The organism is Candidatus Pedobacter colombiensis (assembly GCA_029202485.1).
Taxonomy (GTDB): Bacteria; Bacteroidota; Bacteroidia; order Sphingobacteriales; family Sphingobacteriaceae; genus Pedobacter; species Pedobacter colombiensis.
This window is the reverse complement of record CP119313.1, coordinates 2,699,321-2,721,564: the sequence shown is the minus strand read 5'-3', so window position 1 is coordinate 2,721,564 and position 22,244 is coordinate 2,699,321. Positions and strand designations below refer to the sequence as shown.

Here is a 22,244-nt window from a genome sequence, read left to right as displayed (position 1 = left end):
ATTTGCATGATGGAAGTATTTGCTGAAACAGATAGAATTATATTAAGGGAACTTGTACTAGAGGATGCTCCATATATGTTTATAATGGATGCAGATCCGGAAGTACACAGGTATTTGGGCAAGAAACCGATTCAGACAATTAGAGAAGCAACTGATATGATATTATTTATCAGGAAGCAATACAAGGATTTCGGAATAGGTAGGTGGGCAATTGTTGATAAAGTCACGAATACCTTTATTGGCTGGAGTGGTTTAAAGTTTCATCCTGATACCATAAACAGCCATACTGATTTTTATGAGGTAGGATACAGGTTATCTCGTGAATTTTGGGGACATGGGTATGGTACGGAATCTGCGCTAGCATCTGTTAAATATGCATTTGAGCAACTTGACCTTCCGGCAGTGTATGCAATGGCTGATTGTGAGAATCAGGCATCGAGAAAGGTGCTGTTAAAGGTTGGATTGAAAATTACCGGGCAATTTACTTATGATGGGGAGGCGCATCACTGGTTTGAACTTAAAAAAACTGACTGGAAAAAGTAGCTTTTCCAGTCAGCATATAGTTAGCCGATTTTATAGCGCCACTTTTAATACTATTTTACCTCGGGTATGACCGGCTTCACTTTTTTGTTGTGCTTCTGCTGCCTGCGGTAGGGTTAATACCTCTGCTACAATTGGCTTAAGTTTTCCTTCATCTATTAGATTTGCTAATTTTGTTAAATCATCGGGACTAGATTGTGCCATAAATTGGGCCCCAATCATGCCTTTTGCTTTAATTGCGGCTTCATCTTTTAATCCAACAGTGCTTACCAAAATTCCTCCAGGTTTCAATACTTCCAGAGATTTCCTCTGTGTATCACCACCAACAAGATCAAACACAAGGTCCAGATCTTTTAATTTGCTCTCAAAGGCTTCTTTTTTATAGTCAATAACCTCATCGGCTCCTAGTTTTTTCAAAAAATCCAGATTCTGTTCGGATGCAGTACCTATCACATGGGCGCCCTTCCATTTTGCCAATTGTACAGCATAAGTACCAACGCCACCTGCGGCAGCATGGATCAGTACTTTTTGTCCGGCTTCAAGCTTTCCATGATCAAACAAACCTTGCCAGGCGGTTATACCTGCCAGTGGAACAGCTGCGGCATGAATATGATCGATTGTTTTGGGCTTTAATGCAATCTCAGCAGGGTTAACAGCGACGAATTCAGCGTAAGTGCCATTTCTTGACACATTTGGACGGGCATATACCGCATCTCCTTTCTTAAAATCTTTTACATCAGATCCTGCCATTTCAATGATCCCCGATACGTCCCAACCTAGAATAATAGGGAATGTTCTTTTATCAGAGCCGGGCATATGTCCTTCTCTCACTTTCCAATCCACAGGGTTGATGCTTGTGGCATATACCTTGATTAATACTTCATCCGACTTGATCTCAGGTTTCGGTGCATCCTCATATTTTAATTCGTCGACACCACCGAATTTATAGATTTGAACTGCTTTCATTTTAATAGTTGTTTTGTGTGATAACAATTAAAGGCAAAGTCTGTTTTTTCATCAGGGTACATTTGACCAGCTTTTATTCATTGATTTTAATTAGCTTCGTTTATGATGATTCGAGAAGCACTTCCTTCTGATGCAAATAAAATAGCTAAACTAATTATTCAGGCAATGGATGATCTCGCTGCGAAATTTATTGGCGCTACTGATCCTTATGAGGCTATTCCTTTATTTGAAAGGTTTGCAGGATTACCAGGTAATCAGTATAGCTACGAAAATATATTACTGTATGTGGAAGAAGGAGAAATATGTGGAATGATCAGTGCTTATGATGGTGCTGATCTGGAAATGTTAAGAGCTCCCTTTTTAGCTTACATTGAGCAAACTTATGGTCTAAAACATGTTTTGGAAGCGGAGACACAGGCCGGGGAATATTATCTTGACTGTATTAGTGTTGCTCCTGGTAAACAGGGCAAGGGGATTGGTAAAGAATTAATTAAGGCTATGTTAGATTATGCTGTAGCACATCATCATATTATTGGCCTGTTGGTAAGTAAAGAGAATCCAAAGGCGGAGAAATTGTACGCAAATTTAGGCTTTAAGGTAATAAGGGAAAGAGATTTTATGGGTGGTCAGTATTTTCACATGCAAATAATCAGATAAGATTGGTCTGCATAGTGTCTAATCCATAAAAGAGCAGCGTTTAAGTACTAAGCGCTGCTCTTTTATGTGCCATTTTAAAAATCGTAGCCATAGTTAGGGCAGATAAAATGGTGATAATTAAATAGCTTGCACTTAGGTGATGCTCGTCTTTAGCGGGTAAAACCGAAATGATTCCGTAGCTTAAAAAAGATACGATTACATAGGTAATACCTCCGGTTAAGCCACTTGCAATTCCAGCATTTTTTGGGAACTGCCCAAGGCAAAACGTAAAATAGTTGTTGAATATATAACCGGCTGTGACATGGATCAAAAAGGCAAATAACACCAGGCTATACAGACTGGAAATAAATTGTATTGTAACTATCATGGTTAAAACAAAGGTCCCTTGTAACAGGAGATTTGTTGTCATCTTTTTAAAGAAAGGTCTGTTTATGGTTGCTTTACCAATAAAGCCACCAACCATCCAGGCAAATCCCAACACGAGGGAGCTGTAACCAGCAACTACAGGACTAAGGTTTAAATGGTGTTCTATGATAAATGGTCCTGTCATGTTATAGATCATCACCATGCTATAGGCCAAGCCAAGCATAACAATACCAAGGCTAAAGCTTGCTGTCTTTATCATGGTAACATATATGCCGGTAATCTTTTTTAAAGAGAATTCAGAAAAATGCGTGAGACTTTCACCACTGTAAATCAGTTCTAAAATAGCGAGTACAGTAGCAAGTATCGCCAGAAAATAAAAGTTGGATTCCCAACCAAATGCGGTTTGTAAGTACCCACCAATAAATGGCGCAACGATTGGACCGGTAGACCATATAATGGAAAAGAGACTTAGGTAATGCTTCAGTTTATCTCCCGTAAAAATATCCACAAAATAAGCACGTTTGGCTACGATAATGGTACCTACAGTAAAACCGTGTATGATTCGCATCAGGTAAATGAGGTAAATGTTGTGAGTATTGGCAATGATAATACATGCTGCTGCAAAAATGACTAAGGAAATAAGACTTAGCCTATACCTGCCAAAGCTATCTAATACACTACCTATGAAGAGCTGAGAAATGCCATAGCTGATTAAAAATAAGCTTAAAGTAAGTTGTACTTGTAAACTGCTAATGCCCATGGTGGATGCCATGGTGGGTAATGAGGGGATATATATATCTGTCGCAAAGCCAGATAGTGGTAGTAGGGTAAATGCTAGTAATGTAGAAATACCCTGATGCTGTTTTTTTAGTGTTTTTGTATTGTCCAATTCTGTGTGATCTTATTTTGACGGGTCAAAGTTAGCCTTTCAAAATTCCCAGATATAGATTTTTAAACAGCTTAGTGTAATAATTACATCCTGCTAGTTTCATATTTTATTCTTTAATCTTATTTACAAATACGGACAGCTCTCTGATGTACTGATCTAGTGAAAGTGCTGAAATTTTTAAATAAGAAATTATGGTTTTGAGGTCATCGTTTTCAGCTCTATTTTCATCTAGCAACTGAGATAGTCCAAGGATTTGTACTACAGGTTGTCTCATTTGATGAGAAATTTTGAAAAGCATTTCTTCCATATGTTTAACATTTTGGTCACGCTCTCTTTCTTCGTTGGCCTTTCTATCAGAAATGAGTGTCCTTAATGAAAGGTATTGAAAGGGCTTGCCCATGTTATTTTTAATGGGTACAATCACACTGTCTACCCAATATGGGCTTTTGTCTTTAGCCAGGTTTTTTATTTCACCGTACCATACCTCACCTTGAGCAATGGTCTTCCACATATTTTTGAAGAATTGTTTAGTGTGGTGGCCTGAATTGATGACGTTATGATTTTTACCAACCAACTCATGTGCATTGTATTTAGAAACTTCGCAGAATTTTTGGTTAACGTAGATGATATTCCCCTTAATATCAGTGATGGATGATATTACACTATTGTCTACAGCACGCCGATAAGCAGACAAAACATTAATTAATTCATCTTTTGAATTTGACTGCCCATATCCCAAATTCCCTTCAAGTAAACTCATAATCATGCAAATCTACATAATGAAGGCTTATTTATGCAGTTTTCATTGTAATAAATACCTTGTAATAGGAAAGGTTCTTATGCCTTAGCAGAATTTTGTCATTTGATCCGCCACATCTTTAGCCATAGGATCATCCCTATGATTTAAGTCCTTTATGATGGCATTCTGATTGGTTTTACTTTTATTTTGGCTAAGTTTAAATACGTGTTTCAGGTCTGTAACCACAATTTGGAATCCGGTAATGCCCTTTATTAGTTTTTTTACTTCTGCTTCTCCTATTTTATGGAAGGCAGCTGCACTTGATGATGGGTTTTCGTACTGGTTGGTCAGGTTCTTTAAGGCTTCATAAGTCTCATCATCATTCATCGTCTTAAAAATCCCCTTTGCATGAACGGTCATATAATTCCAGGTCGACACGGCGGCCGGTTGCTCATATACGGATGCGCTGATATAAGTATGCGGGCCATTAAAGAGTGCTAAAACATTAGGGTGATTTGTGTAAGCATTGGCATGATCGGTTTTATTCATTACATGACCAATCAACAAAATCTGATCATCTTTTACAACAACTTGTACCGGTACCTGGGTTGCTACCGGGAATGTTCCGTCAAAACCAATTAAAGTAATAAAGGGGTTTTTGTTCATAAAATCCAGAACCTGGTCCTGGTCGGTCACGGTAAAATTTTCTAAAGAGATCATTGAAATAAGATTTAATGCAAAATACCATTATAGAATAATACTTAGCCATGCACTTAAAAAAGAACAGATTAATATGTCAATTGGCGGACAATAGATAACGTTTCTAAATTAAAATGAGATTCCGGAGTCTCTGGTCATTATTCTAATTTTGCGCCAAACTAATATTACATGTCAAAAACAAAACTTACAATTAATAATAACGGTTCAGTGAAGATTGAAGGCGATTTCGAAATCGTTGACAGGAATGGTGATGTTTATGGATTACAGGGAAGAACTGTGTTATCTATATGTCGTTGCGGTCTTTCTAAAAATAAGCCGTTTTGCGACGGTTCACACAGTGGAAATTTTGAACACGAAGCTATAGCATTTGAACTTCCTCCTAAAAAGGTTTAACTAGAAGGGCAGATTTTAATCTGCCTTTTTTTGTGGGTAAAAAGCCGGTCCGTTTATTCTAAAAGGATTTACTAGCTTTGCCCGAAAAATATTGAGTTAATTTAATAAGTATGAAACCAGGAAATTTTAAGGTAAGTAATGATGGAGACAGCCTCTCGGCTACAATAACAGTAAAGCCGTCACTTGCTCTAAAAATCTCTTTATATTTATTAAATATCTTATTGATAGCTGTTATCATTCTGTTTACTGTTGGTGGGGTTGGCGTCATTGTACTATTTATTGTAGCCTTCGAAATTTTATTTTTAAGGTATTCAATATGGCATATTTATGGTTCTGAAACAATCATCTTAAAGAAAGATACTTTGAGCTATCAGCAGTTTTATGGCTTTTTTAAGTTGTCGGTAAAAACATTTAAGATAAACAAGTCGATCAGGGTAATTCCTTTTCACGAAGATTTTCGGGCAGGTAGCAATGCTATAAAACTTATTTTTGAGTCATTTGATCATTCAAATGAACCTGTTAATCTTTACCAAACTGCCTTGGCGGTTTCTAAACAAGACTACGAAGTCTTTAAAAAGTCATTTGATCGGATGCACTAAGACTTCAGACCCGGGATTTCATCATATTATCAATGTCTTGTAACATAAGATGTTGGAAGGTGTTTAAAATAGTTATGATGGAGAATCATTGGTTCTGCTATATTTGTGCTTTTATTCCGATCCAGATTTGAAAAAGTATATCATTCTCCTGCTTATTTTCATAAGCTTTTCTGTTTATTCCCAAAATGTAACCGTTTGTTCCTGGAACATACAAAATTTTGGTAAATCCAAAAATGATGCTGCGCTAACTTACATTGCAAAAGTTGTCAATAAATTTGATGTGATAGCGATTCAGGAAGTTGTGGCAGGCTATGGAGGTAGTCAGGCTGTAGCCAGACTGGCTGATGAGTTAAACCGCATGGGCAGCAAGTGGGATTATGTGATCAGTGATCCTACCTCAAGTACAGGCAATTCAAAAGAGCGTTATGCGTATGTCTGGAATACGGCTAAAGTCAAAAAAAATGGCAGAGCATGGCTGGAAGAAACCTACGGGCTTTTGATTGAAAGAGAACCCTATTATTGCAGGTTTACCGTTGGGCGTAAGACGTTTACGATGGCTAACTTTCATGCGGTTCCCAAGTCAAAGCAACCTGAAACGGAGATTAAATATTTTAAGTTCCTACCGGATCTTTATCCAAGCGATAACATTATTTTTTGTGGAGATTTTAACCTTCCACAGTCTCATAGTGTGTTTAATCCATTATGGAAAAGCGGACATATTTCAGCTCTTAAAGGTCAGAAAACCTCATTAAAGCAAAAATGTATTAATGGTAATTGTCTGGCTTCTGAGTATGATAATTTCTATTTCAAAGCCGCAGGCATAAATGTGCTAAGGGCGGGGATAGTTCATTTTTATCAGGACTTCGAAGATCTTAAGACTGCAAGGTCAATCTCAGATCATGTACCAATTTATATGCAGTTTTCTTTGGATGTTATCGCTAAATAGGAGAGATGAGATTTAAGATTGTGTCTTCTTAAGAATTCTGGAAGCACTATCAGAAGCACATAATAATCCGCCAGCCATCATAATCACATCTTTTATCACCAAACGGCCAGCTGCTGACAGGTATGGGAAACCGTGATTTGGTCCACCTAAATCCGGAACCCAGGTTTCTTTTGTCGTAATCAGGAAGCTAAGTGTAACCAGCGACATCCCAAAGGTTAATCGCACTATGAAAGTGTATATATACAGTTTCACTCATCATTTTTATTGGGAATTTATGTAGCCATGCAGTTGTAGATCTTCAATGGTATTGATCTTGTAATTGCAGCCGTTATGAAGCAAAACAATGCGAGTAGAGGTACTAAGAATTTGGCGGTAATAATGGTCGGTTAAGATGATCCCTTTCTGTGATTTGAATTTCAGGATGTGCATTTGCATTTCTTCAATAATAAGCGGTGCCAGTTGTGAAAAGGGTTCATCGAGTAGCACAAAATCGCTATCGCTATAGAGAACTAACAAACATTCTACCACGCGTCTTTGTCCGCCAGATAAATTGCCAATGGGCCTGTTAAGGTTAGTGGAAATGACTTCCTGAGTCAGGAGGTCGGCTTTGTACTTATTGGTATATAGCTCAACCAGTTGTTTTATCTTTAAATGTGCGGGAACAAAGTAGCTTTGTGGGAGGTAAGCAAGCTGGCCGGTGAGGTATGCTCTTTTAACCGGTTGTCCGTTCAATTTCATATAGATGTAATCGGGACGAATACTTCCAAATATGATTTTTAAGAGGGTAGATTTCCCAGAGCCATTTCTGCCCAGTAATCCGATTACTTCACCAATCTGACAATTAAGGTACACACTGCTAAGTATGGTACGCTCTCCATAGCGATGTGCCACGCTGTCTACATAAAGCTCTTGCATGTATAGCTGATTAGGATGAGAATAAGAAAGAAAAACAGATCTGCTATGAAAAGTAAGCTAAACAACTTCCTGTAGCTAAACCCCAGGTTACGGTAATGGTATGTCCTCGCTTTGAAAAATAGTTTCTCAACAGAAACTGAGATCGCATAAGCAACAACTTTAAATAGAGCAGCTACCATATACAGGGGATAGTGGTTGTAACCTTTGTACCAAAAAAAGATAGTAAAATATAGGCTTACTGCCAGATTCAAGGCAATGATGAATTTAAAATGTTGAAGGTAGAGAAAGCTTATTTTCCGGAGCATCTGAATTGTTCGTAATAAAATATTCCTTCAATATATGGAATATTTATTTTTTTAGCATCCTGAGTTTAAAGTAATGTCATCATGGGAGAAAAAATCAACAATGCTCAGCTAAGTTTTACCTGTAATCAGGATTGGAATTCGATGAAATCAGAATCTGACGGAAGATTTTGCCACACCTGTCAGAAGAAAGTGTACGATATGACAAATAAAAATGCTGCATATTTTATCAGGATTATGCAGGAAAACAACGATAAAGTTTGTGGTCGATTTACTAACGAGCAATTAGCCATTGCTTCGGAATCAGTAAGTAAACCTTACTGGAAAAGATGGGCAATGGCAGCAATGGTTTTTATTGGTATTGGTACAGTCGGACAGAAAGCAAATGCACAAACAATATTAGGTAAAGTGGCGCCTCAAGCTAAGGACTCGATATGTGATAGCAGCAAAACGTTTCTTATGGGAGTGGTCGCAATAATTCCACTAGCCGATGAATTAAAGTCGTTGCATGAGTATATGGTTCGGAAATGTAAGGGGCCGATTTCCACCAACGGTTGGCTGGTTGCTTCATTTACAGTTAAAAAAGATGGTTCTCTTACCAATTTAGCAACAAGTGAGCAATTGTCTAAAGTCGTTAGGGAAGAGGTGTTGAAGGCTTTGAAAAAAGCGCCTAAATGGGACAGTTCTAAGATTGAAAATGAGCAATCTTATTCCTTGAATCTAACTTTTAAAGATGGAAAGATTATACCTTATTTTAATAAGTAGTATGACTTGAGATTAGAAGACTTCCGTTAAACCCAGAAAGAATCCCTTAGATCCATAATTTCCGAAGGCATAATCCATGCATAAATTGGTTCTGGTAGCTTTGTTGAAGAGTACACGTAAACCCGCACCTCCGGCTGGCTGCCATTTCTGAAATAATTTAGTGCCCAGATCATCATTTGCTGTTTGGATATTGAAAAATGTAACCCCACTAAGAAATTTGTTTGTTGTGATTGGGAATCTGTATTCCAATTCCGAGTAAAAATACTTTGGACCTTTAAAGTATGTTACGGTATAACCCCTTCCGCTACGAAAGTAAGTGTCTCTTCCCGTTCCGGGTAATTCCAGATAGGGTAGGGCACCACCAACCAAATAAGAACCCCAGTTCCAAAAAGCCAAAACATGTTCAGGATTCTCATCAGAGAGGCTCCAATATTTTCTGAAATCCGTAGTAATTTGTACCGAATTCTTTGAACTTCCCATCCAGGTTTGGTTTGCTCGGATGCCAACATCAGCATATATACCTTTGTAAGCACGGTTCTGGTTGTCGCGCGTGGTATATTGTACATTTAAAAATAAACCGTTGGTCTGGTAATGATCCCTGTTAAACCCATATCGGTCACTGTAAATGTTGTAGGGCGTTAAGTCACTTGTATTTAAGCGGTCCTCAATTTTTCTTCTAATATCGAAGGATACGCCAGCTCCAACAAAGAGGCTCTTCTCAATTTGCTTATAGATCTTTTCTCTGAAACTGTAATATATAGCATGGAGCACATAAGGTTTACGATCTGGGTTGGTGAGTATGAAGTCGGCTTCACTAGCATAGGAAGCATTCCCAATTCCCAATCCAAAATCAGGTACAACGGTCTTTGCTGCTACTAAGCTTCCCTGGAGGTTCCATTTATTGCCTGGGGTGTAAACATTATGATTCAGGTAAAAGTAAATGATGCCCTTTGTGGTTATAGATGCTGATGTAGCTGCAATTGACATTAGTGTATTTTTTTCTTTGCCCAATACCTTACCGGCTACGGCTTTTATGCCAATCTGCGCACCAATACTTGGGTTGTAAGCAAAATTGGGTATAATGGTAACAGGCGACTTTTTTTTAAAGGGATTAGGCTTGCTTTTTGGATGAAAAATGCTTGAAAATAAATCTCCAATATCATATTGTGTTTTTGTGGTATCGTTTCTTAAAGTATTCGTTTTTAGGGAATCGACAGAAGGCTTAGCTTGACTATAAGTGTACTGTAATCCTGCTACCAGGGTTACTAATAGCATCAGGCCCTGTTTTAGTGCCCTTTTTATGTGGTACATGTGGTGAAAGTTCAATATGTCATACTCTTATTCAAAGATAATTACAAATATGATAGCCAAGATGTTTTAGGATATTAATTGTTTTTATGAGATAATATTCTAAACTTTGAAATAACCAATGAACAAACGCGACTCAACAATGATCAAAATTCTTTTAACCTTATCAAACCACATTTTTCATGTTTAAAAATCCTTTTTCATTTGAAGGTCGTATCCGCAGATTGGAGTATGGCCTTAGTTATTTAATTTATATTGCTGCAGCTATTTTTATTGGTTTTATTCTTGGATCACTAGGTTTTGAGAAAGAATCCATGAATATGCTTTTATTTTTATTGCTGTTGCCTGCTATCTATTTTTTGATTGCTCAAGGCGCTAAAAGGTGTCATGACAGAGGTAATAGCGGTTGGTGGCAACTGATTCCATTCTATGCTCTTGTAATGATATTTGGCGAAGGTGATCCATTTGAGAATGAATATGGTCAGAATCCTAAAGATTCAGATAACGAATTTGTAGACCCTTTTGCTGTTAATGATCAAGATTAGAAGATGACATTAAAGCTGACGACAAAACGGTTCGTTCTCGCAGTTCTTTTGATTCTGGTGTTACTGGTTATAAGACCAGTAACCTTTCTTCTTTACACTTACATAAAGGATCAGAAAACGAGCGAGCATTTATCTTCTGTAGTCGTAAATGATGCTAGTCAATTAAACCAAACAAAAGTAGATACCGTTGTAAAAGTACCAAAGGAGATCAATCTCGCTATTTCTCAGATTTCTGACTTCATAAAACAAGCCAAAGCTTCAGGAAAGAAGATCTCCATATCCGGTGCCCGACATAGCATGGGAGGGCATACTATTTATCCCGGAGGTATCCAGTTGGATATGAGATCTTTTGATTATATGGTGTTGGATAGTGCTGCGAATGTATTAAATGTTGGTGCTGGAGCATTGTGGAGTCAAGTTATTCCATATCTGGATCAACATGGAAAATCAGTTATGGTAATGCAATCCAATAATTCATTTTCTGTTGGTGGATCTATCAGCGTAAATTGTCACGGCTGGCAGCCCAATTCCCCGCCAATTGCATCAACAGTAATCTCATTAAGATTAATTAACGCTAACGGAGAAGTCGTTAATTGTAGCAGAACCGAAAACAAAGAGCTCTTCTCATTGGTTTTAAGAGGTTACGGGCTTTTTGGGGTGATATTGGATGTTAAATTGCATGTAACTGATAATAAAGTATACAAAGCGGAGCAGTTTGTCGTAAAAAGTGCTGATTATGTTATTGAATTTGAACGATGGATGCAGAAACATCCAAATACCGGATTTGCTTTCGGAAGAATCAATGTCAATCCAGATCATTTCATGGAAGAAGCTATTCTGTCAACTTATAATGTTACCCCTGCACCGGTACAAGAACTCCATCATAAAAATACTTTTTCCGCTTTAAGAAGAGCCATATTTAGAGGTTCTGCAAATAGCAATTATGGTAAAAACTTACGCTGGAAGTTGGAGAAAGCTTCAGCATCATTAGTAAATGGAAAGCTATTTACGCGAAATGAGTTGTTCAATGAAGGGGTAGAGGTGTTTCAAAATACGGATCATGACTACACGGATATTCTGCACGAATACTTTATTCCCAAAGCTGCTGTTCCTGAGTTTATTAAGGCGCTTCAGAATACAGTGCCTGGATATCATGTTGATTTGCTAAATATTACAGTTCGAAATGTGAAGACTGATAAGGATAGTTATTTGAACTATGCGCATGAAGAAGTATTTGGCTTTGTAATGTTGTTTAATCAAAAAAGAAGCAAGGAAGCAGAGGTTGATATGCAAGCGTTAACACGTAAATTGATAACTATTTCCATAGCTTTAAATGGGGCTTATTATCTTCCTTATAGGTTACATGCTTCAAAAGAACAAATGTTTAAGGCATATGCGCAGGCAAGTGCTTTTTTTGAATTGAAAAGAAAGTATGATCCGAATGAAATGTTTAGTAATAATTTTTACAGGGTTTATGGGAGGTTCGGTAACCTAAATTGAGGCTTTAGACGCATCATTATCTAGTAATTTCATTTATCTGCCAATACCCTGTCTTATCTGATCCGATGCGATCAATAATCTGCATTTTGATTAGTTTTTTAACGTTTCTGTATATACTAACTTCGCTAACTCCAATCAGCTTTGATAACCGTGAGAATGTGATGTTTTTATTTTTCTGCATCTCAATGATAATTTTGATCTGATTCTTAGATAGTTTTACACCTACCTTTACACCTACTTTTGCACCTACCTTTACACCTACTTTATCATCCAGTGAATTAGCTATGAATTGCTTTATTTCTGAATAAACTATTACACGAAAACCACCCTGAAACTCTTCAAAAAATGGTTCTTTTAGACCATAATTTACGAAACCTTCTTGTATACGTTTAATCCCTGAACCATACTTTTCAATTAGCTGAGCTTCTTTAAAAGTAGAGGCTATCATTTTATTGCGAACACTAGATATATAGTACCCACTAATCAATTGAGCTATGGAAAATCCTTCGGGTAGCCTTCCAAAATTAAAGAATTCAATACGGTCATTATATACTTTAACAGAAGAGTCTCCTGAGTGCATATAGTCACGATGTACTATCATATTTATCACTATCTCTCTTATGGCTTGTAATGGGTATTCCCATCGTTCTTCTCTTTGAGGATCGCCAGTTATGATGTATTCTTTATTAATGTGTTTTTTGATAAAATCCAGTACCAGTTCTACTTCACTAAATAAATCTGAGCGAATCGTCATTCCGTCTTTAATACTGGTAGGAGTAGAGAATCTTCCAAGTTCAATTACTGCCGAAAACACATCATTTTTCGAAAATAACAAATGGCAGGCAGAGGTAATGCCGGCGTCTTTAATCAATTCAAATTTTTTAAGGACAGTCATTGGATCATCTTGAATTTGTATTTCTTTATCCTTGTTACACTTAATGATAAATTCGTAAACCTTCTCTATGAAATATTCTTTATTGTATAATCAGGATTAACATAGCTATCCCAACTTAAATTAAAAGATCTCAAATGCAATTCTGATATCTCATTTAGGGAGAGTTGATGATTTGAATTTCCTACCCGTTTAAAATATCTACCTCTAAAAGAAGCAGGTTTTATTGGAAATTCTTTTACTGATAATTCAGCTGCTTTTGCATCACTAATTTTAATTATCTCTGCATCAGGGATGATGCTTGGCTGAGTTTTATTTTTAATTTCATTTATCCATTTTTGAAGTGTTTCAGAACCTATGCTAAAGCCTTTCACAGGATTGCCAGCATTGTCTAATCCAATCAGTACTTTTCCACCTTTTGTATTGGCAAAAGCAACTAAACTTTCAATAACACCGTCATTAAAACTACTCTTAAATTCGGTGTGTATATTTTCTTCCATTCAATGCAGTTTATCTATATTCAAACTTATATAAATATCATATAATAACCAAAACGAAATGTTTTACATTTATCAAGAAATTATTTTAGTTTATTAGGATGTTTTGAATAATAAATAGTCTTTTTGTTATAACTTTTTTGTTTCTGGTATTAATGCCAATTCTTTCGTTGAAATTTTGCTTTACTGGAATAAATTCCTAAACTTTGAATAGCCGAATAACCAAGACGCCATTCATCCATGAAAAATCTTTCCTTTTTAGTAAATACTTTCTTTAACTAAAGCTTCTGCATTTAAAGATAATCTGAAACCGGATTTGCATTGTGCTACCTGTAGGGAGTAAAAACTGTTATGCGTGCACAAAGAGTACTGCAAACATTGCAATTCTGGAGGAATGTATGGTGTGTGTAGTTCAACAAGCGGTACTCTGCCAAACAATCGTTTATTATCAAAACCAATTAGAAAAAGCAATAGTTCTGCGAGTACGCAATGCCAGGGTATCACAAAAAAGGAGCGCGATGTAAAAGGATGGTTAAAAAATAATTCAATTCTAACATAACTTCACAAAGGAGAAGCTTCGATTCCTTTAACGCTATATCTTTTTTTGGTTGTAGCCTCTTCTTCATTCTCTGATATTTTGTACTGATAAAATCCATCGCTATACTCAATAATATTAAGTGGGTCGATTGCCTCTTGAAGCGGGCGGCTAGTAGCTTTATTAGTAAAGAATTATTCGGAGAAAGAAGTGTTATATTGGAAAAATGTTCAAATATTTTTTGAGTCATATAAAGATTTGAAATTGATTCCAGAATATTTATTAATTTGAGAGCAAATTTAAATTATTTAATAAATATTAATGGCTAATATTAAATTCGGAGAAATTGACGGGGTAAAGGAGAATGATGTATTTGTTGATAGAAAACATTTAGCATCTGTGGGAGTTCATCGACCATTGCAGGCAGGCATCGATGGCAATGGTAAGGAAGGAAGTTCGTCAATAGTTTTAAATGGTGGCTATGTTGATGATATTGATTTAGGTGAAGTAATTATATATACTGGACATGGGGGTAATGATTCTGATACAAAAAAACAAATAAAGGACCAATCTTGGGGTTCGTCTGGAAATAAGGGATTATTGATCAGTGAAATGCATGGTTTGCCGGTTCGAATTATTAGAGGGGCAAATCACAAGTCTCAATTTAGTCCTAAAATAGGATATAAATATGGTGGCTTATACTTGATAACAGAGCATTCTTATGTGAAAGGTAAGGATGGTTTCGGCATTTGTAGGTTCAGATTGGAAAAGCTCTCAAGTTTACTCATTGCGTCTGAATTTAATGAAGTTGAAGAACAGGTAACTGAAAGTGATGGGGCAACTTCAAGGATTCCAACGACTGTTTTAAGGATTGTTCGTGATACTAAGTTATCTAGGGAAATTAAAAAGATGTATAATTATACTTGTCAAGTATGCGGATTAAGAATTGAATTTAATGGTATCGGTTATGCCGAGGCTGCACATATACGACCATTAGGTAAGCCGCATAATGGGATGGATGTTAAAGGTAATTTATTGTGCTTATGTCCTAACCATCATGTGATGTTTGATAAGGGCCATTTTACAATTAATAATAGGTTTGAACTTATTGGTATTGAGGGAGAATTAAATGTTATTGCTAGCCATAAAATTAATAAGGATTGTATTGATTATCATTATAGTCATTTCAGTTCCGGTAATGATCAATAAGTAAAAGCTATTCTGTCCCTTCTTTTATACTTTGGGCATCTGAGAATTGAACGTAAGTGCCTTAATGTTTTTACTTAACGCTCAAATTCAGATTGAATTGCTACTTTTACATTGAATTTTAACCTCTATGACTGTAATAAAGCTGCAAACCTATATTAATGCTGATCAGCAAATTGTTTTCGATTTATCACGTAATATTGATTTGCACCAGATTTCTACAAAACAAACAAATGAAAAAGCGGTAGCAGGAAGGTGTTCTGGTCTTATTGAACTAAATGAGACGGTTACCTGGCAGGCCAGACATTTTGGAATCACTCAGAAATTAACCTCAAAAATCACCGAATTCAACAATGGGAATTATTTTGTAGATGAAATGGTAAAAGGCATTTTTAAGTCTATCCGACATGAACACCATTTTGCAAAGGAAGGTGACGGAACTTTAATGACTGATGTTTTCAATTATGTTTCGCCATTAGGTCTACTGGGAAAAATAGCAGATATTATTTTTTTATCCGATTACCTAAAAAATCTGCTTATTAAACGCAATAGTGTAATAAAGGAGTATGCAGAGCGCAATTTAAAAGCATAATATATAAGCTTATATTTTATTGTAAATCTCTTTTAAAATACAATCACTTACTTCCTTCGCATTTGAATACACCATAAAATGACCGCCTCCCTTAATGATAATGTCAGGCTTAAGATATCTGATAGGTAAAACAACATCGACCGTTCCATGTATATGGGTTAAATTTGCCGGACGGTCTTTATTTCTCCATTTTAGAATACAGGTTAATGCCCATTTTATGAAATTAGGGTCGCTATCAATGATAAGCTGTTTTAATAATGCTCTCTCGTCTTGGGTCTTGGCACCCATAAAATTCAACCCAATATTATTAATACGCTTGAATAAAGCAATCGGCACTATTTTTTGCAATCTTAACTTTCCGGCCCTTTTGTAATACCAGGGCAAACCTGAAAAAACTGGTGTGCTGGATATTATGAAAGTATGCAGAGGATTTAACTTTTTTGCAATTTCAGTAGCTAACATGCCCCCAAATGATAATCCAACTAAATAGAATGGGGTGGAGGTATCAATTTTAAGCGCTAATCGTTGGGCATAGGCTTCAAGAGATTCATTTGGCTTGGGACTGATCCAGTCAAGGTATATCAATTCGAAATCTGCAGGAAAAACAAGCTTTTTAAAAGCACGTCTATCTGCACCCAGACCGCTAATTAAATAAACCTGTTTAGCCACCATGTTTAAATCTATTCATTATTAGTTTAATCATCAAAATACAATCAAATATTTTATTTTTAATAACTAGATTTAATTGAAATAAACACTGTTTTTAGAAAACTTTATTATTTTTATGAAATATTAATGTCTTTCAATTATGGCAGTAGGTTTTACCCCTAGGTACAGTAACGAATTAGCTTTACCAGATTTAACACAGCAACAATATATTGCACTCGGCATCGAAGCGGCAAAGTCTCTTGGTTGGGACATAGTATATACAAGTAATGCTGGCTTTAAAGCGTATACAAATAAAAATGTCTTCCTTTCTACAAATCAGCTCATAAAAGTTGTAATAGTAGCTGATAATGTATATATGGAGAGTTCATCGCTTGGGAGCGAGATGGTCGATTTTGGTAAAAACAAGAAAAATGTTAATCAATTGATTACCGCTATTGAAGAGTTAACAACTGATTTCAGTACCCAGGAGTTAGAATTGAAATACGAAGCATTAACATTGGTTGCTGATGAAGACGATGACCTTACACGGGCACCGGCAACTGCGTCAGAAAATTTTAAAAGCTTCTTTTCAATTTTTGTCCCACAAAATGGATATTTCATTACGCCTATTTTACTCAATTTAAATTTACTTGTTTTCATTTTAATGTTATTGATGGGGGTAGATGCTTTTAATCCAGATGGTGAAAGTTTAATTAGATGGGGTGCTAATTTTAAACCAGTAACAACTAATGGTGAACCCTGGCGCTTACTTACCAATTGCTTTTTACACATTGGAATTTTGCATCTGTTGATGAACATGTATGCCCTGGTTTATATTGGAGTAATACTCGAACCCTATTTAGGTAAGGTCAGATTTGCAGCTGCATACTTGCTTGCGGGTATAGGAGCTAGCGCGGCTAGTTTATGGTGGCACGACATGACCATTAGTGCCGGCGCTTCAGGTGCTATTTTTGGTATGTATGGCGTTTTTCTGGCTTTGCTTACGACGGATTTTATTCCTAAAGATATAAGAAAGAGTTTACTAACCAGTATTATGGTTTTTGTAGGTTATAATTTATTAAATGGATTAAAGGGTGGGATAGATAACGCCGCCCATATTGGTGGTTTGGCTAGTGGTTTAGTTATTGGCTATGCTTTGATACCTAGCTTAAAGAAGCCGGATATGTCTAAACTGGAATTAAATACAATTCTATTGTTAACGGTATTCATCTTTTGCACATCATTTATGGTGTACAATAAGACATCTTATGATTTTGCAAAGTATGATAATGAGATTAAAGCATTTGTTAGAAATGAGTCTCAGGCCCTGGAAGTTTATAAATTACCTGCAGATGCTACGGATGCTACCCTGATGTACGAGATAAAAGATCGCGGAATTTACTACTGGAATGAAAATATTAAGCTTGTCGGGAAATTGGATAAACTTAATCTTCCGGAAGTGCTTCACGAAAGAAATAGAACGCTTAAAAAGTATTGTGAGCTTCGGATCAAATGTTACGAGTTGATGTATAAGTCCTTGGAAGAAAGGAATAAGGAAAAATATAATACAGAAATACAAGCCTTAGCCCAGCAGATAGAGGGTACAATAAAGGCGGTACAGGGAAAAACAGAGTAGGCAGACATATTTTTTTTCGCTATTTTTTTTGAAACTACAGAATTTCTTCAGAATTATTACGTATGTTTGTACTTGAGAGCGTTAATTTAATAGCCCGTATCCCGGTCTGGGTGCGGGTTATTTCTTTTACATGGTTTTTACTTCTGTCTTTTCATTATATTTACATATATGGATCATAGATAAATAAAACCTTATTCTGATGAAAACATCAATAGCTCACCTGCCAAATACCAAACAAAGGGAAATTGCTCATATACTGAATATCATCAAGGAAGAGGCGAGTCCGGAAAAGGTAATCCTGTTTGGTAGCCATGCCAGAGGCAATTGGGTTGAAGATGAATATGTAGAAGGTGGTATCCATTTTGGTCATATCAGTGATTATGATTTCCTGGTGATCATGAAAAAGGAGAAGATAAAAGAACAAGACATCCTTAGTCACATAGAAAATCGTTGCAATAGTTTTAAGAATGTGATCAGTCCGATTATTCATGATATTGAATACATTAACGAAGGTTTACGGGTAGGTCAGTACTTCTTTTCGGACATCATTGCCAAAGGTATATTAATTCATGATACAGGAAGCTTTCAGTTTGAAAAAGCAAAAGAGCTGACTTCTGAAGAGGAAAAAGAGCGTGCAAGAAGCTATTTTAACATTTGGTATCCGCAAGCATCACAATTTTTAATCGACGCAATTAATGCCGCCGAACGCGGAAAAGACGGTAGAAGAAACAGCGTGTTTTATTTGCACCAGGCTACAGAATGCTTCTACAGCGCTGCCCTATTGGTACACACCGGGTACAAGCCTAAAACCCATAATCTTGCAAAATTAAGAAACTACGCCAAACACGTCTCAATTGATCTGTACACCCTGTTTCGTATGCCGATACTTAATGAGCAAGAGTTTCACCTCTTTGATTTGCTCAAGCGAGGTTATACAGATACCCGTTATAAATTAGATTATGACATCACAGAAGAGGAGTTAAAAGGGCTGATTGATAAAGTTACGAAGATGCAGGAGATTGTGAAGACGATCTGTGAAGAGAAAATCAAATAGATTTTGAAGCACTTTTGATAAGTTCAATTATTCCTTCATTTTGAACAATATACATCCCCAGTCGCTCCATTGAAACCCCATCTTTTAACATCCAGTTGTTCTCTACTAAGATTTAGCGTGATGTTTTGGTCGTAGTAATATTTTATAGCCTCTTTTCTCGAATTTAAAGTGCTAAGATCCGCTACCGGGTTGGACATCATTTCATGAATCTTCTCCCGGCCCCCGATTGTGTTGGTCAGTTTAAAAATGTTAAACAGCGGGTCCAAATCCGAAGAGGATGAAAATATGTTCAGATCTTTATAGGTCTGATTGTCCATATTAAATTTCATAGTAGCGAGCTAATAATATGTTCGAAATGAATTAAGTTCTAATATAATATTAAAGTAGGGAAGATGTCATCTAAATGCTTCATTAAAAATAAAATAGATTTTTCACCAAAATATTTTTTCATATCTTTCAGTTAATACTTTAATTAACGTATATGAAAAAAGTTCAACTCTTATTGTGTGTTGTCGCATCTCTTACCGTAATCAGTTCTTGCAAGAAAGCCCCTTTAAATTGACCTATGTTATATCAGTTAATGCTCATCATTTTCCTCTTTCTTGGTTTTGTAAGTACAAATACCGTTAAAGCGCAGCAGCTGGAGAAGCCATTGACAGAAGTTTTACTTAAAGGTAAGGTTGTTATAGATAATAATGTGCCTTTAGCTTATGCCAGTTTGTTCGTCTTGGATAAGGATAGTATAGTGGTAAAAAAAACTGTTACAGATGTAAATGGTGCATTTGAATTGCGACTTTCGGGCAAAGTAGATTATGTTTTACTAGTTCGGTATACAGGTTATTTGGTTTATAAAATGAAGGTAAGTCCTCTACAAGATAGGAATTTAGGTTTAATCAAATTGCTTCCTGATGCTAAAATGTTAAACGAAGTAACCGTTCGTTCCAATCAAAAGGTGGTAGAAACCGATGGCAGCAACATTATATTTAATGTTTCAAAAAGCATCACGGCTCAGGGAACTACAGCACTAGAAGCCTTAAAAAAGGCTCCTGGGGTATTTGTAGATAATAACGACGTAGTATCGCTAAATGGTAAGCCAGGGGTGATGATACTTTTGGATGGAAAACAAACCTATATGGGGGCTAAAGAGTTGGCCGACCTTTTGAAATCAATGCCATCATCAGGTATTAAATCTATTGAGATCATCAACAGCCCTACGGCGAAGTATGATGCCTCAGGATCGGCCGGAATCATCAATATTAGAACCCAAAAAATGCAGGCAGAAGGCTTGAATGGAACCATCACTACGGGGATTGCGTATGGTGTGTTTGTAAAGCAAAATCAGGACCTGTCTTTCAACTATAGGGATAAAGGCCTTAATATTTACGGAAGTTACAATCATTTTTTTGGTAACTATGCTTATTTGTATGGTTCCAACCGTATACAAGATGGTAAAAGGTATAATAGCAATACCGACGATACCGACAAGAGGAAGAAAATGGGCGCGCGGCTGGGTGCAGATTATGCTATTGATCAAAGGAACACAGTGGGTATCCTGGTAAATGGAAACTTCCTTTTTGGAGGCGGAATAACTGATACCAAGACACTAATCGGCCTGCCAGCGTCAGAAAATATAGAAGAATCACTGGATGCAATAAATGATTATTATTTTCAGCGCACCAATCGGTATAACCTAAACCTGAATTATAAATATGAAGATACGCTGGGTCATATTTTTAATGTAGATGCAGATTACAGTGATTTTAAAAAAGGAAATGGAAACCTACAGTCCAATTCCTACAAAGATCGGAATCAGGCCGTATTGAGCCAGAACCTTTATCATACCTTAAATGATATAGACATTAGTCTGAACGCGTTGAAATTGGATTATACCACCAATATTTTTAAAGGAAAGCTGGAAACAGGAGCAAAGTATTCGGGAATCACGGCTAATAATAGCGCACAATTTTATCATGTTTTGGAAGAAAGGGACAGCCTTGATGATCGTCGTTCAAATACGTTTAAATTTGAAGAGCAGGTTTATAGTGGCTATGTTAATTATAAGAAAATATTAGGTAAATGGTCCTTGCAGGCTGGTTTAAGATTGGAGCATTCGGCTTCTAATGGCGAGTTAAACTATAGGTTTTCGGGTGTTGAAAATAGAGAATACATTGAAAAGAAGGCTACAGATCTTTTTCCATCCTTTAGTATAGCTGTTAAGCCTCAGCAAAATCATAATTTCTCCCTTGGCTATTCTCGACGGATAGATCGGCCGGCATACCAGGATCTGAATCCATTTGTTTATATGCTCGATGAATTATCTTTTTGGCAGGGAAATCCCTTTTTACAACCTCAGCTAAGTCATAGAGCAACCTTGCAATATGTTTATAAAAATTTAACCATTGTAGGGATAACGTATGCCCATACGGATAACTATAGTGCAAGGATTATAGATACGATTGAAACAATAAAGATTGTAATGGTGCCTAGGAATTTAGGTATACAGAAAAGCATTTCCTTATTTATAACGCAAAGTGTAACCTTGGCCAATTGGTGGGAACTGACATTTAATGGGACATTGTTTCAGATTAGAAATATCATCGCATTTGATAAGGATCGGAAGTACGGACTGAAACAATTGGCAGCAAGGATAAACTTACAGCAAACATTTAAACTCCCATTTAAGCTAACTGGCGAAGTTACAGGTTATCTGAATACAAAAAAGCTGGTAGGGGCTAACGAATTTAGTCGAGGTACCAATCAGGTTGATTTGGGGTTACAACGTAAGCTATTAAGAGAGAAAGCTACACTTAGATTGGCTTTGACAGATATTTATAAGGGGAGCAAATCTTATGGTATTCAGCAGGTAGACGGTCTGACTTTAACTAATTATGGATATTATGAAGGGCGTCAGATCAGGTTAAATTTCACGTACAATTTACTCAATAGCAATACAAAAAGTCCCAGAAGCAGAGGTTCGGCTCTTGATCTCGAAAATGGCAGGATTAAGTGATGCTACCAGCACTTAAAAGCAGAT

At 36.5% G+C, this 22,244-nt stretch carries 24 protein-coding genes; 13 read left to right on the top strand and 11 right to left on the bottom strand.

All coding sequences use genetic code 11. The annotated features are described in order from the left end of the window. The first annotated feature begins 6 nt into the window (after nucleotides 1-6). Nucleotides 7-543, top strand: coding sequence for a GNAT family N-acetyltransferase (locus tag P0Y49_11650; protein ID WEK17449.1), 537 nt, complete (start codon nucleotides 7-9; stop codon nucleotides 541-543). Between the two features lie 30 nt (nucleotides 544-573). Here the strand turns inward: P0Y49_11650 and P0Y49_11645 are convergent, their stop codons facing one another. Continuing rightward, entirely contained in the window at nucleotides 574-1,506 is a 933-nt protein-coding gene (locus P0Y49_11645; GenBank protein ID WEK17448.1) for an NADP-dependent oxidoreductase, read from the bottom strand. Nucleotides 1,507-1,608: 102 nt separating this feature from the next. Here P0Y49_11645 and P0Y49_11640 point away from each other — a divergent pair, with 102 nt between their 5' ends. Further along, nucleotides 1,609-2,163 (top strand): N-acetyltransferase, encoded by a 555-nt coding sequence (locus tag P0Y49_11640; GenBank protein ID WEK17447.1) that lies wholly within the window; start codon nucleotides 1,609-1,611, stop codon nucleotides 2,161-2,163. A 40-nt stretch (nucleotides 2,164-2,203) separates the two neighbouring features. On the opposite strand, the gene P0Y49_11635 is transcribed toward P0Y49_11640, so the two are convergent. The 3 genes from P0Y49_11635 to P0Y49_11625 all read right to left on the bottom strand — a co-directional run bounded on the left by P0Y49_11635 (nucleotide 2,204) and on the right by P0Y49_11625 (nucleotide 4,877). Then, nucleotides 2,204-3,418 carry an MFS transporter gene (locus tag P0Y49_11635; protein WEK17446.1) on the bottom strand — a complete coding sequence of 405 codons (1,215 nt, stop codon included), beginning with the start codon at nucleotides 3,416-3,418 and terminating at the stop codon, nucleotides 2,204-2,206. 106 nt (nucleotides 3,419-3,524) lie between these two features. Continuing rightward, nucleotides 3,525-4,178 (bottom strand): PAS domain S-box protein, encoded by a 654-nt coding sequence (locus P0Y49_11630; GenBank protein WEK17445.1) that lies wholly within the window; start codon nucleotides 4,176-4,178, stop codon nucleotides 3,525-3,527. 84 nt (nucleotides 4,179-4,262) lie between these two features. Then, a complete protein-coding gene (locus tag P0Y49_11625) occupies nucleotides 4,263-4,877 on the bottom strand; it encodes an FMN-binding negative transcriptional regulator (GenBank protein ID WEK17444.1) in 615 nt (204 codons plus the stop codon). A 168-nt stretch (nucleotides 4,878-5,045) separates the two neighbouring features. Here P0Y49_11625 and P0Y49_11620 point away from each other — a divergent pair, with 168 nt between their 5' ends. From P0Y49_11620 to P0Y49_11610, 3 genes are all read left to right on the top strand, one after another. After that, nucleotides 5,046-5,270 (top strand): CDGSH iron-sulfur domain-containing protein, encoded by a 225-nt coding sequence (locus tag P0Y49_11620; protein ID WEK17443.1) that lies wholly within the window; start codon nucleotides 5,046-5,048, stop codon nucleotides 5,268-5,270. Between the two features lie 110 nt (nucleotides 5,271-5,380). Further along, nucleotides 5,381-5,869, top strand: a complete 489-nt coding sequence (locus P0Y49_11615; protein WEK17442.1) for a hypothetical protein — start codon at nucleotides 5,381-5,383, stop codon at nucleotides 5,867-5,869. A 127-nt stretch (nucleotides 5,870-5,996) separates the two neighbouring features. Beyond that, entirely contained in the window at nucleotides 5,997-6,815 is an 819-nt protein-coding gene (locus P0Y49_11610; GenBank protein WEK17441.1) for an endonuclease/exonuclease/phosphatase family protein, read from the top strand. A gap of 12 nt (nucleotides 6,816-6,827) precedes the next feature. Here P0Y49_11610 and P0Y49_11605 read toward each other — a convergent pair whose 3' ends face one another. Then, on the bottom strand, nucleotides 6,828-7,067 hold the full coding sequence (locus P0Y49_11605) for a DUF417 family protein (GenBank protein ID WEK17440.1): 240 nt from the start codon (nucleotides 7,065-7,067) through the stop codon (nucleotides 6,828-6,830). 9 nt (nucleotides 7,068-7,076) lie between these two features. Beyond that, nucleotides 7,077-7,730, bottom strand: a complete 654-nt coding sequence (locus P0Y49_11600) for an ATP-binding cassette domain-containing protein (GenBank protein WEK17439.1) — start codon at nucleotides 7,728-7,730, stop codon at nucleotides 7,077-7,079. Between the two features lie 386 nt (nucleotides 7,731-8,116). Here P0Y49_11600 and P0Y49_11595 point away from each other — a divergent pair, with 386 nt between their 5' ends. Continuing rightward, a complete protein-coding gene (locus P0Y49_11595) occupies nucleotides 8,117-8,797 on the top strand; it encodes a hypothetical protein (protein ID WEK17438.1) in 681 nt (226 codons plus the stop codon). A 12-nt stretch (nucleotides 8,798-8,809) separates the two neighbouring features. On the opposite strand, the gene P0Y49_11590 is transcribed toward P0Y49_11595, so the two are convergent. Beyond that, nucleotides 8,810-10,072 (bottom strand): BamA/TamA family outer membrane protein, encoded by a 1,263-nt coding sequence (locus P0Y49_11590; protein WEK17437.1) that lies wholly within the window; start codon nucleotides 10,070-10,072, stop codon nucleotides 8,810-8,812. Nucleotides 10,073-10,287: 215 nt separating this feature from the next. On the opposite strand from P0Y49_11590, the gene P0Y49_11585 reads away from it, so the two are divergent. Together P0Y49_11585 and P0Y49_11580 are read left to right on the top strand one after the other, a co-directional pair. Next, nucleotides 10,288-10,650, top strand: a complete 363-nt coding sequence (locus P0Y49_11585; protein WEK17436.1) for a DUF805 domain-containing protein — start codon at nucleotides 10,288-10,290, stop codon at nucleotides 10,648-10,650. Nucleotides 10,651-10,653: 3 nt separating this feature from the next. Beyond that, on the top strand, nucleotides 10,654-12,150 hold the full coding sequence (locus P0Y49_11580; GenBank protein ID WEK17435.1) for an FAD-binding oxidoreductase: 1,497 nt from the start codon (nucleotides 10,654-10,656) through the stop codon (nucleotides 12,148-12,150). 16 nt (nucleotides 12,151-12,166) lie between these two features. On the opposite strand, the gene P0Y49_11575 is transcribed toward P0Y49_11580, so the two are convergent. After that, nucleotides 12,167-13,021 (bottom strand): ATP-binding protein, encoded by an 855-nt coding sequence (locus P0Y49_11575; GenBank protein ID WEK17434.1) that lies wholly within the window; start codon nucleotides 13,019-13,021, stop codon nucleotides 12,167-12,169. Between the two features lie 89 nt (nucleotides 13,022-13,110). Beyond that, nucleotides 13,111-13,542 carry a putative DNA binding domain-containing protein gene (locus tag P0Y49_11570; GenBank protein WEK17433.1) on the bottom strand — a complete coding sequence of 144 codons (432 nt, stop codon included), beginning with the start codon at nucleotides 13,540-13,542 and terminating at the stop codon, nucleotides 13,111-13,113. An 853-nt stretch (nucleotides 13,543-14,395) separates the two neighbouring features. Between P0Y49_11570 and P0Y49_11565 the strand changes: the two genes are divergently transcribed. Beyond that, a complete protein-coding gene (locus tag P0Y49_11565; GenBank protein WEK17432.1) occupies nucleotides 14,396-15,283 on the top strand; it encodes a YDG/SRA domain-containing protein in 888 nt (295 codons plus the stop codon). A gap of 127 nt (nucleotides 15,284-15,410) precedes the next feature. Then, nucleotides 15,411-15,872, top strand: a complete 462-nt coding sequence (locus P0Y49_11560; protein WEK17431.1) for an SRPBCC family protein — start codon at nucleotides 15,411-15,413, stop codon at nucleotides 15,870-15,872. A 9-nt stretch (nucleotides 15,873-15,881) separates the two neighbouring features. Here the strand turns inward: P0Y49_11560 and P0Y49_11555 are convergent, their stop codons facing one another. After that, nucleotides 15,882-16,544 (bottom strand): alpha/beta hydrolase, encoded by a 663-nt coding sequence (locus P0Y49_11555; protein ID WEK17430.1) that lies wholly within the window; start codon nucleotides 16,542-16,544, stop codon nucleotides 15,882-15,884. Between the two features lie 136 nt (nucleotides 16,545-16,680). On the opposite strand from P0Y49_11555, the gene P0Y49_11550 reads away from it, so the two are divergent. Further along, nucleotides 16,681-18,156 (top strand): rhomboid family intramembrane serine protease, encoded by a 1,476-nt coding sequence (locus P0Y49_11550; GenBank protein ID WEK17429.1) that lies wholly within the window; start codon nucleotides 16,681-16,683, stop codon nucleotides 18,154-18,156. Nucleotides 18,157-18,355: 199 nt separating this feature from the next. Beyond that, nucleotides 18,356-19,210, top strand: coding sequence for a HEPN domain-containing protein (locus P0Y49_11545; protein WEK17428.1), 855 nt, complete (start codon nucleotides 18,356-18,358; stop codon nucleotides 19,208-19,210). 35 nt (nucleotides 19,211-19,245) lie between these two features. Here the strand turns inward: P0Y49_11545 and P0Y49_11540 are convergent, their stop codons facing one another. After that, nucleotides 19,246-19,539, bottom strand: coding sequence for a hypothetical protein (locus tag P0Y49_11540; GenBank protein ID WEK17427.1), 294 nt, complete (start codon nucleotides 19,537-19,539; stop codon nucleotides 19,246-19,248). Nucleotides 19,540-19,775: 236 nt separating this feature from the next. Here P0Y49_11540 and P0Y49_11535 point away from each other — a divergent pair, with 236 nt between their 5' ends. Then, nucleotides 19,776-22,220, top strand: coding sequence for an outer membrane beta-barrel family protein (locus P0Y49_11535; protein WEK17426.1), 2,445 nt, complete (start codon nucleotides 19,776-19,778; stop codon nucleotides 22,218-22,220). The last annotated feature ends 24 nt before the right edge of the window (nucleotides 22,221-22,244 follow it).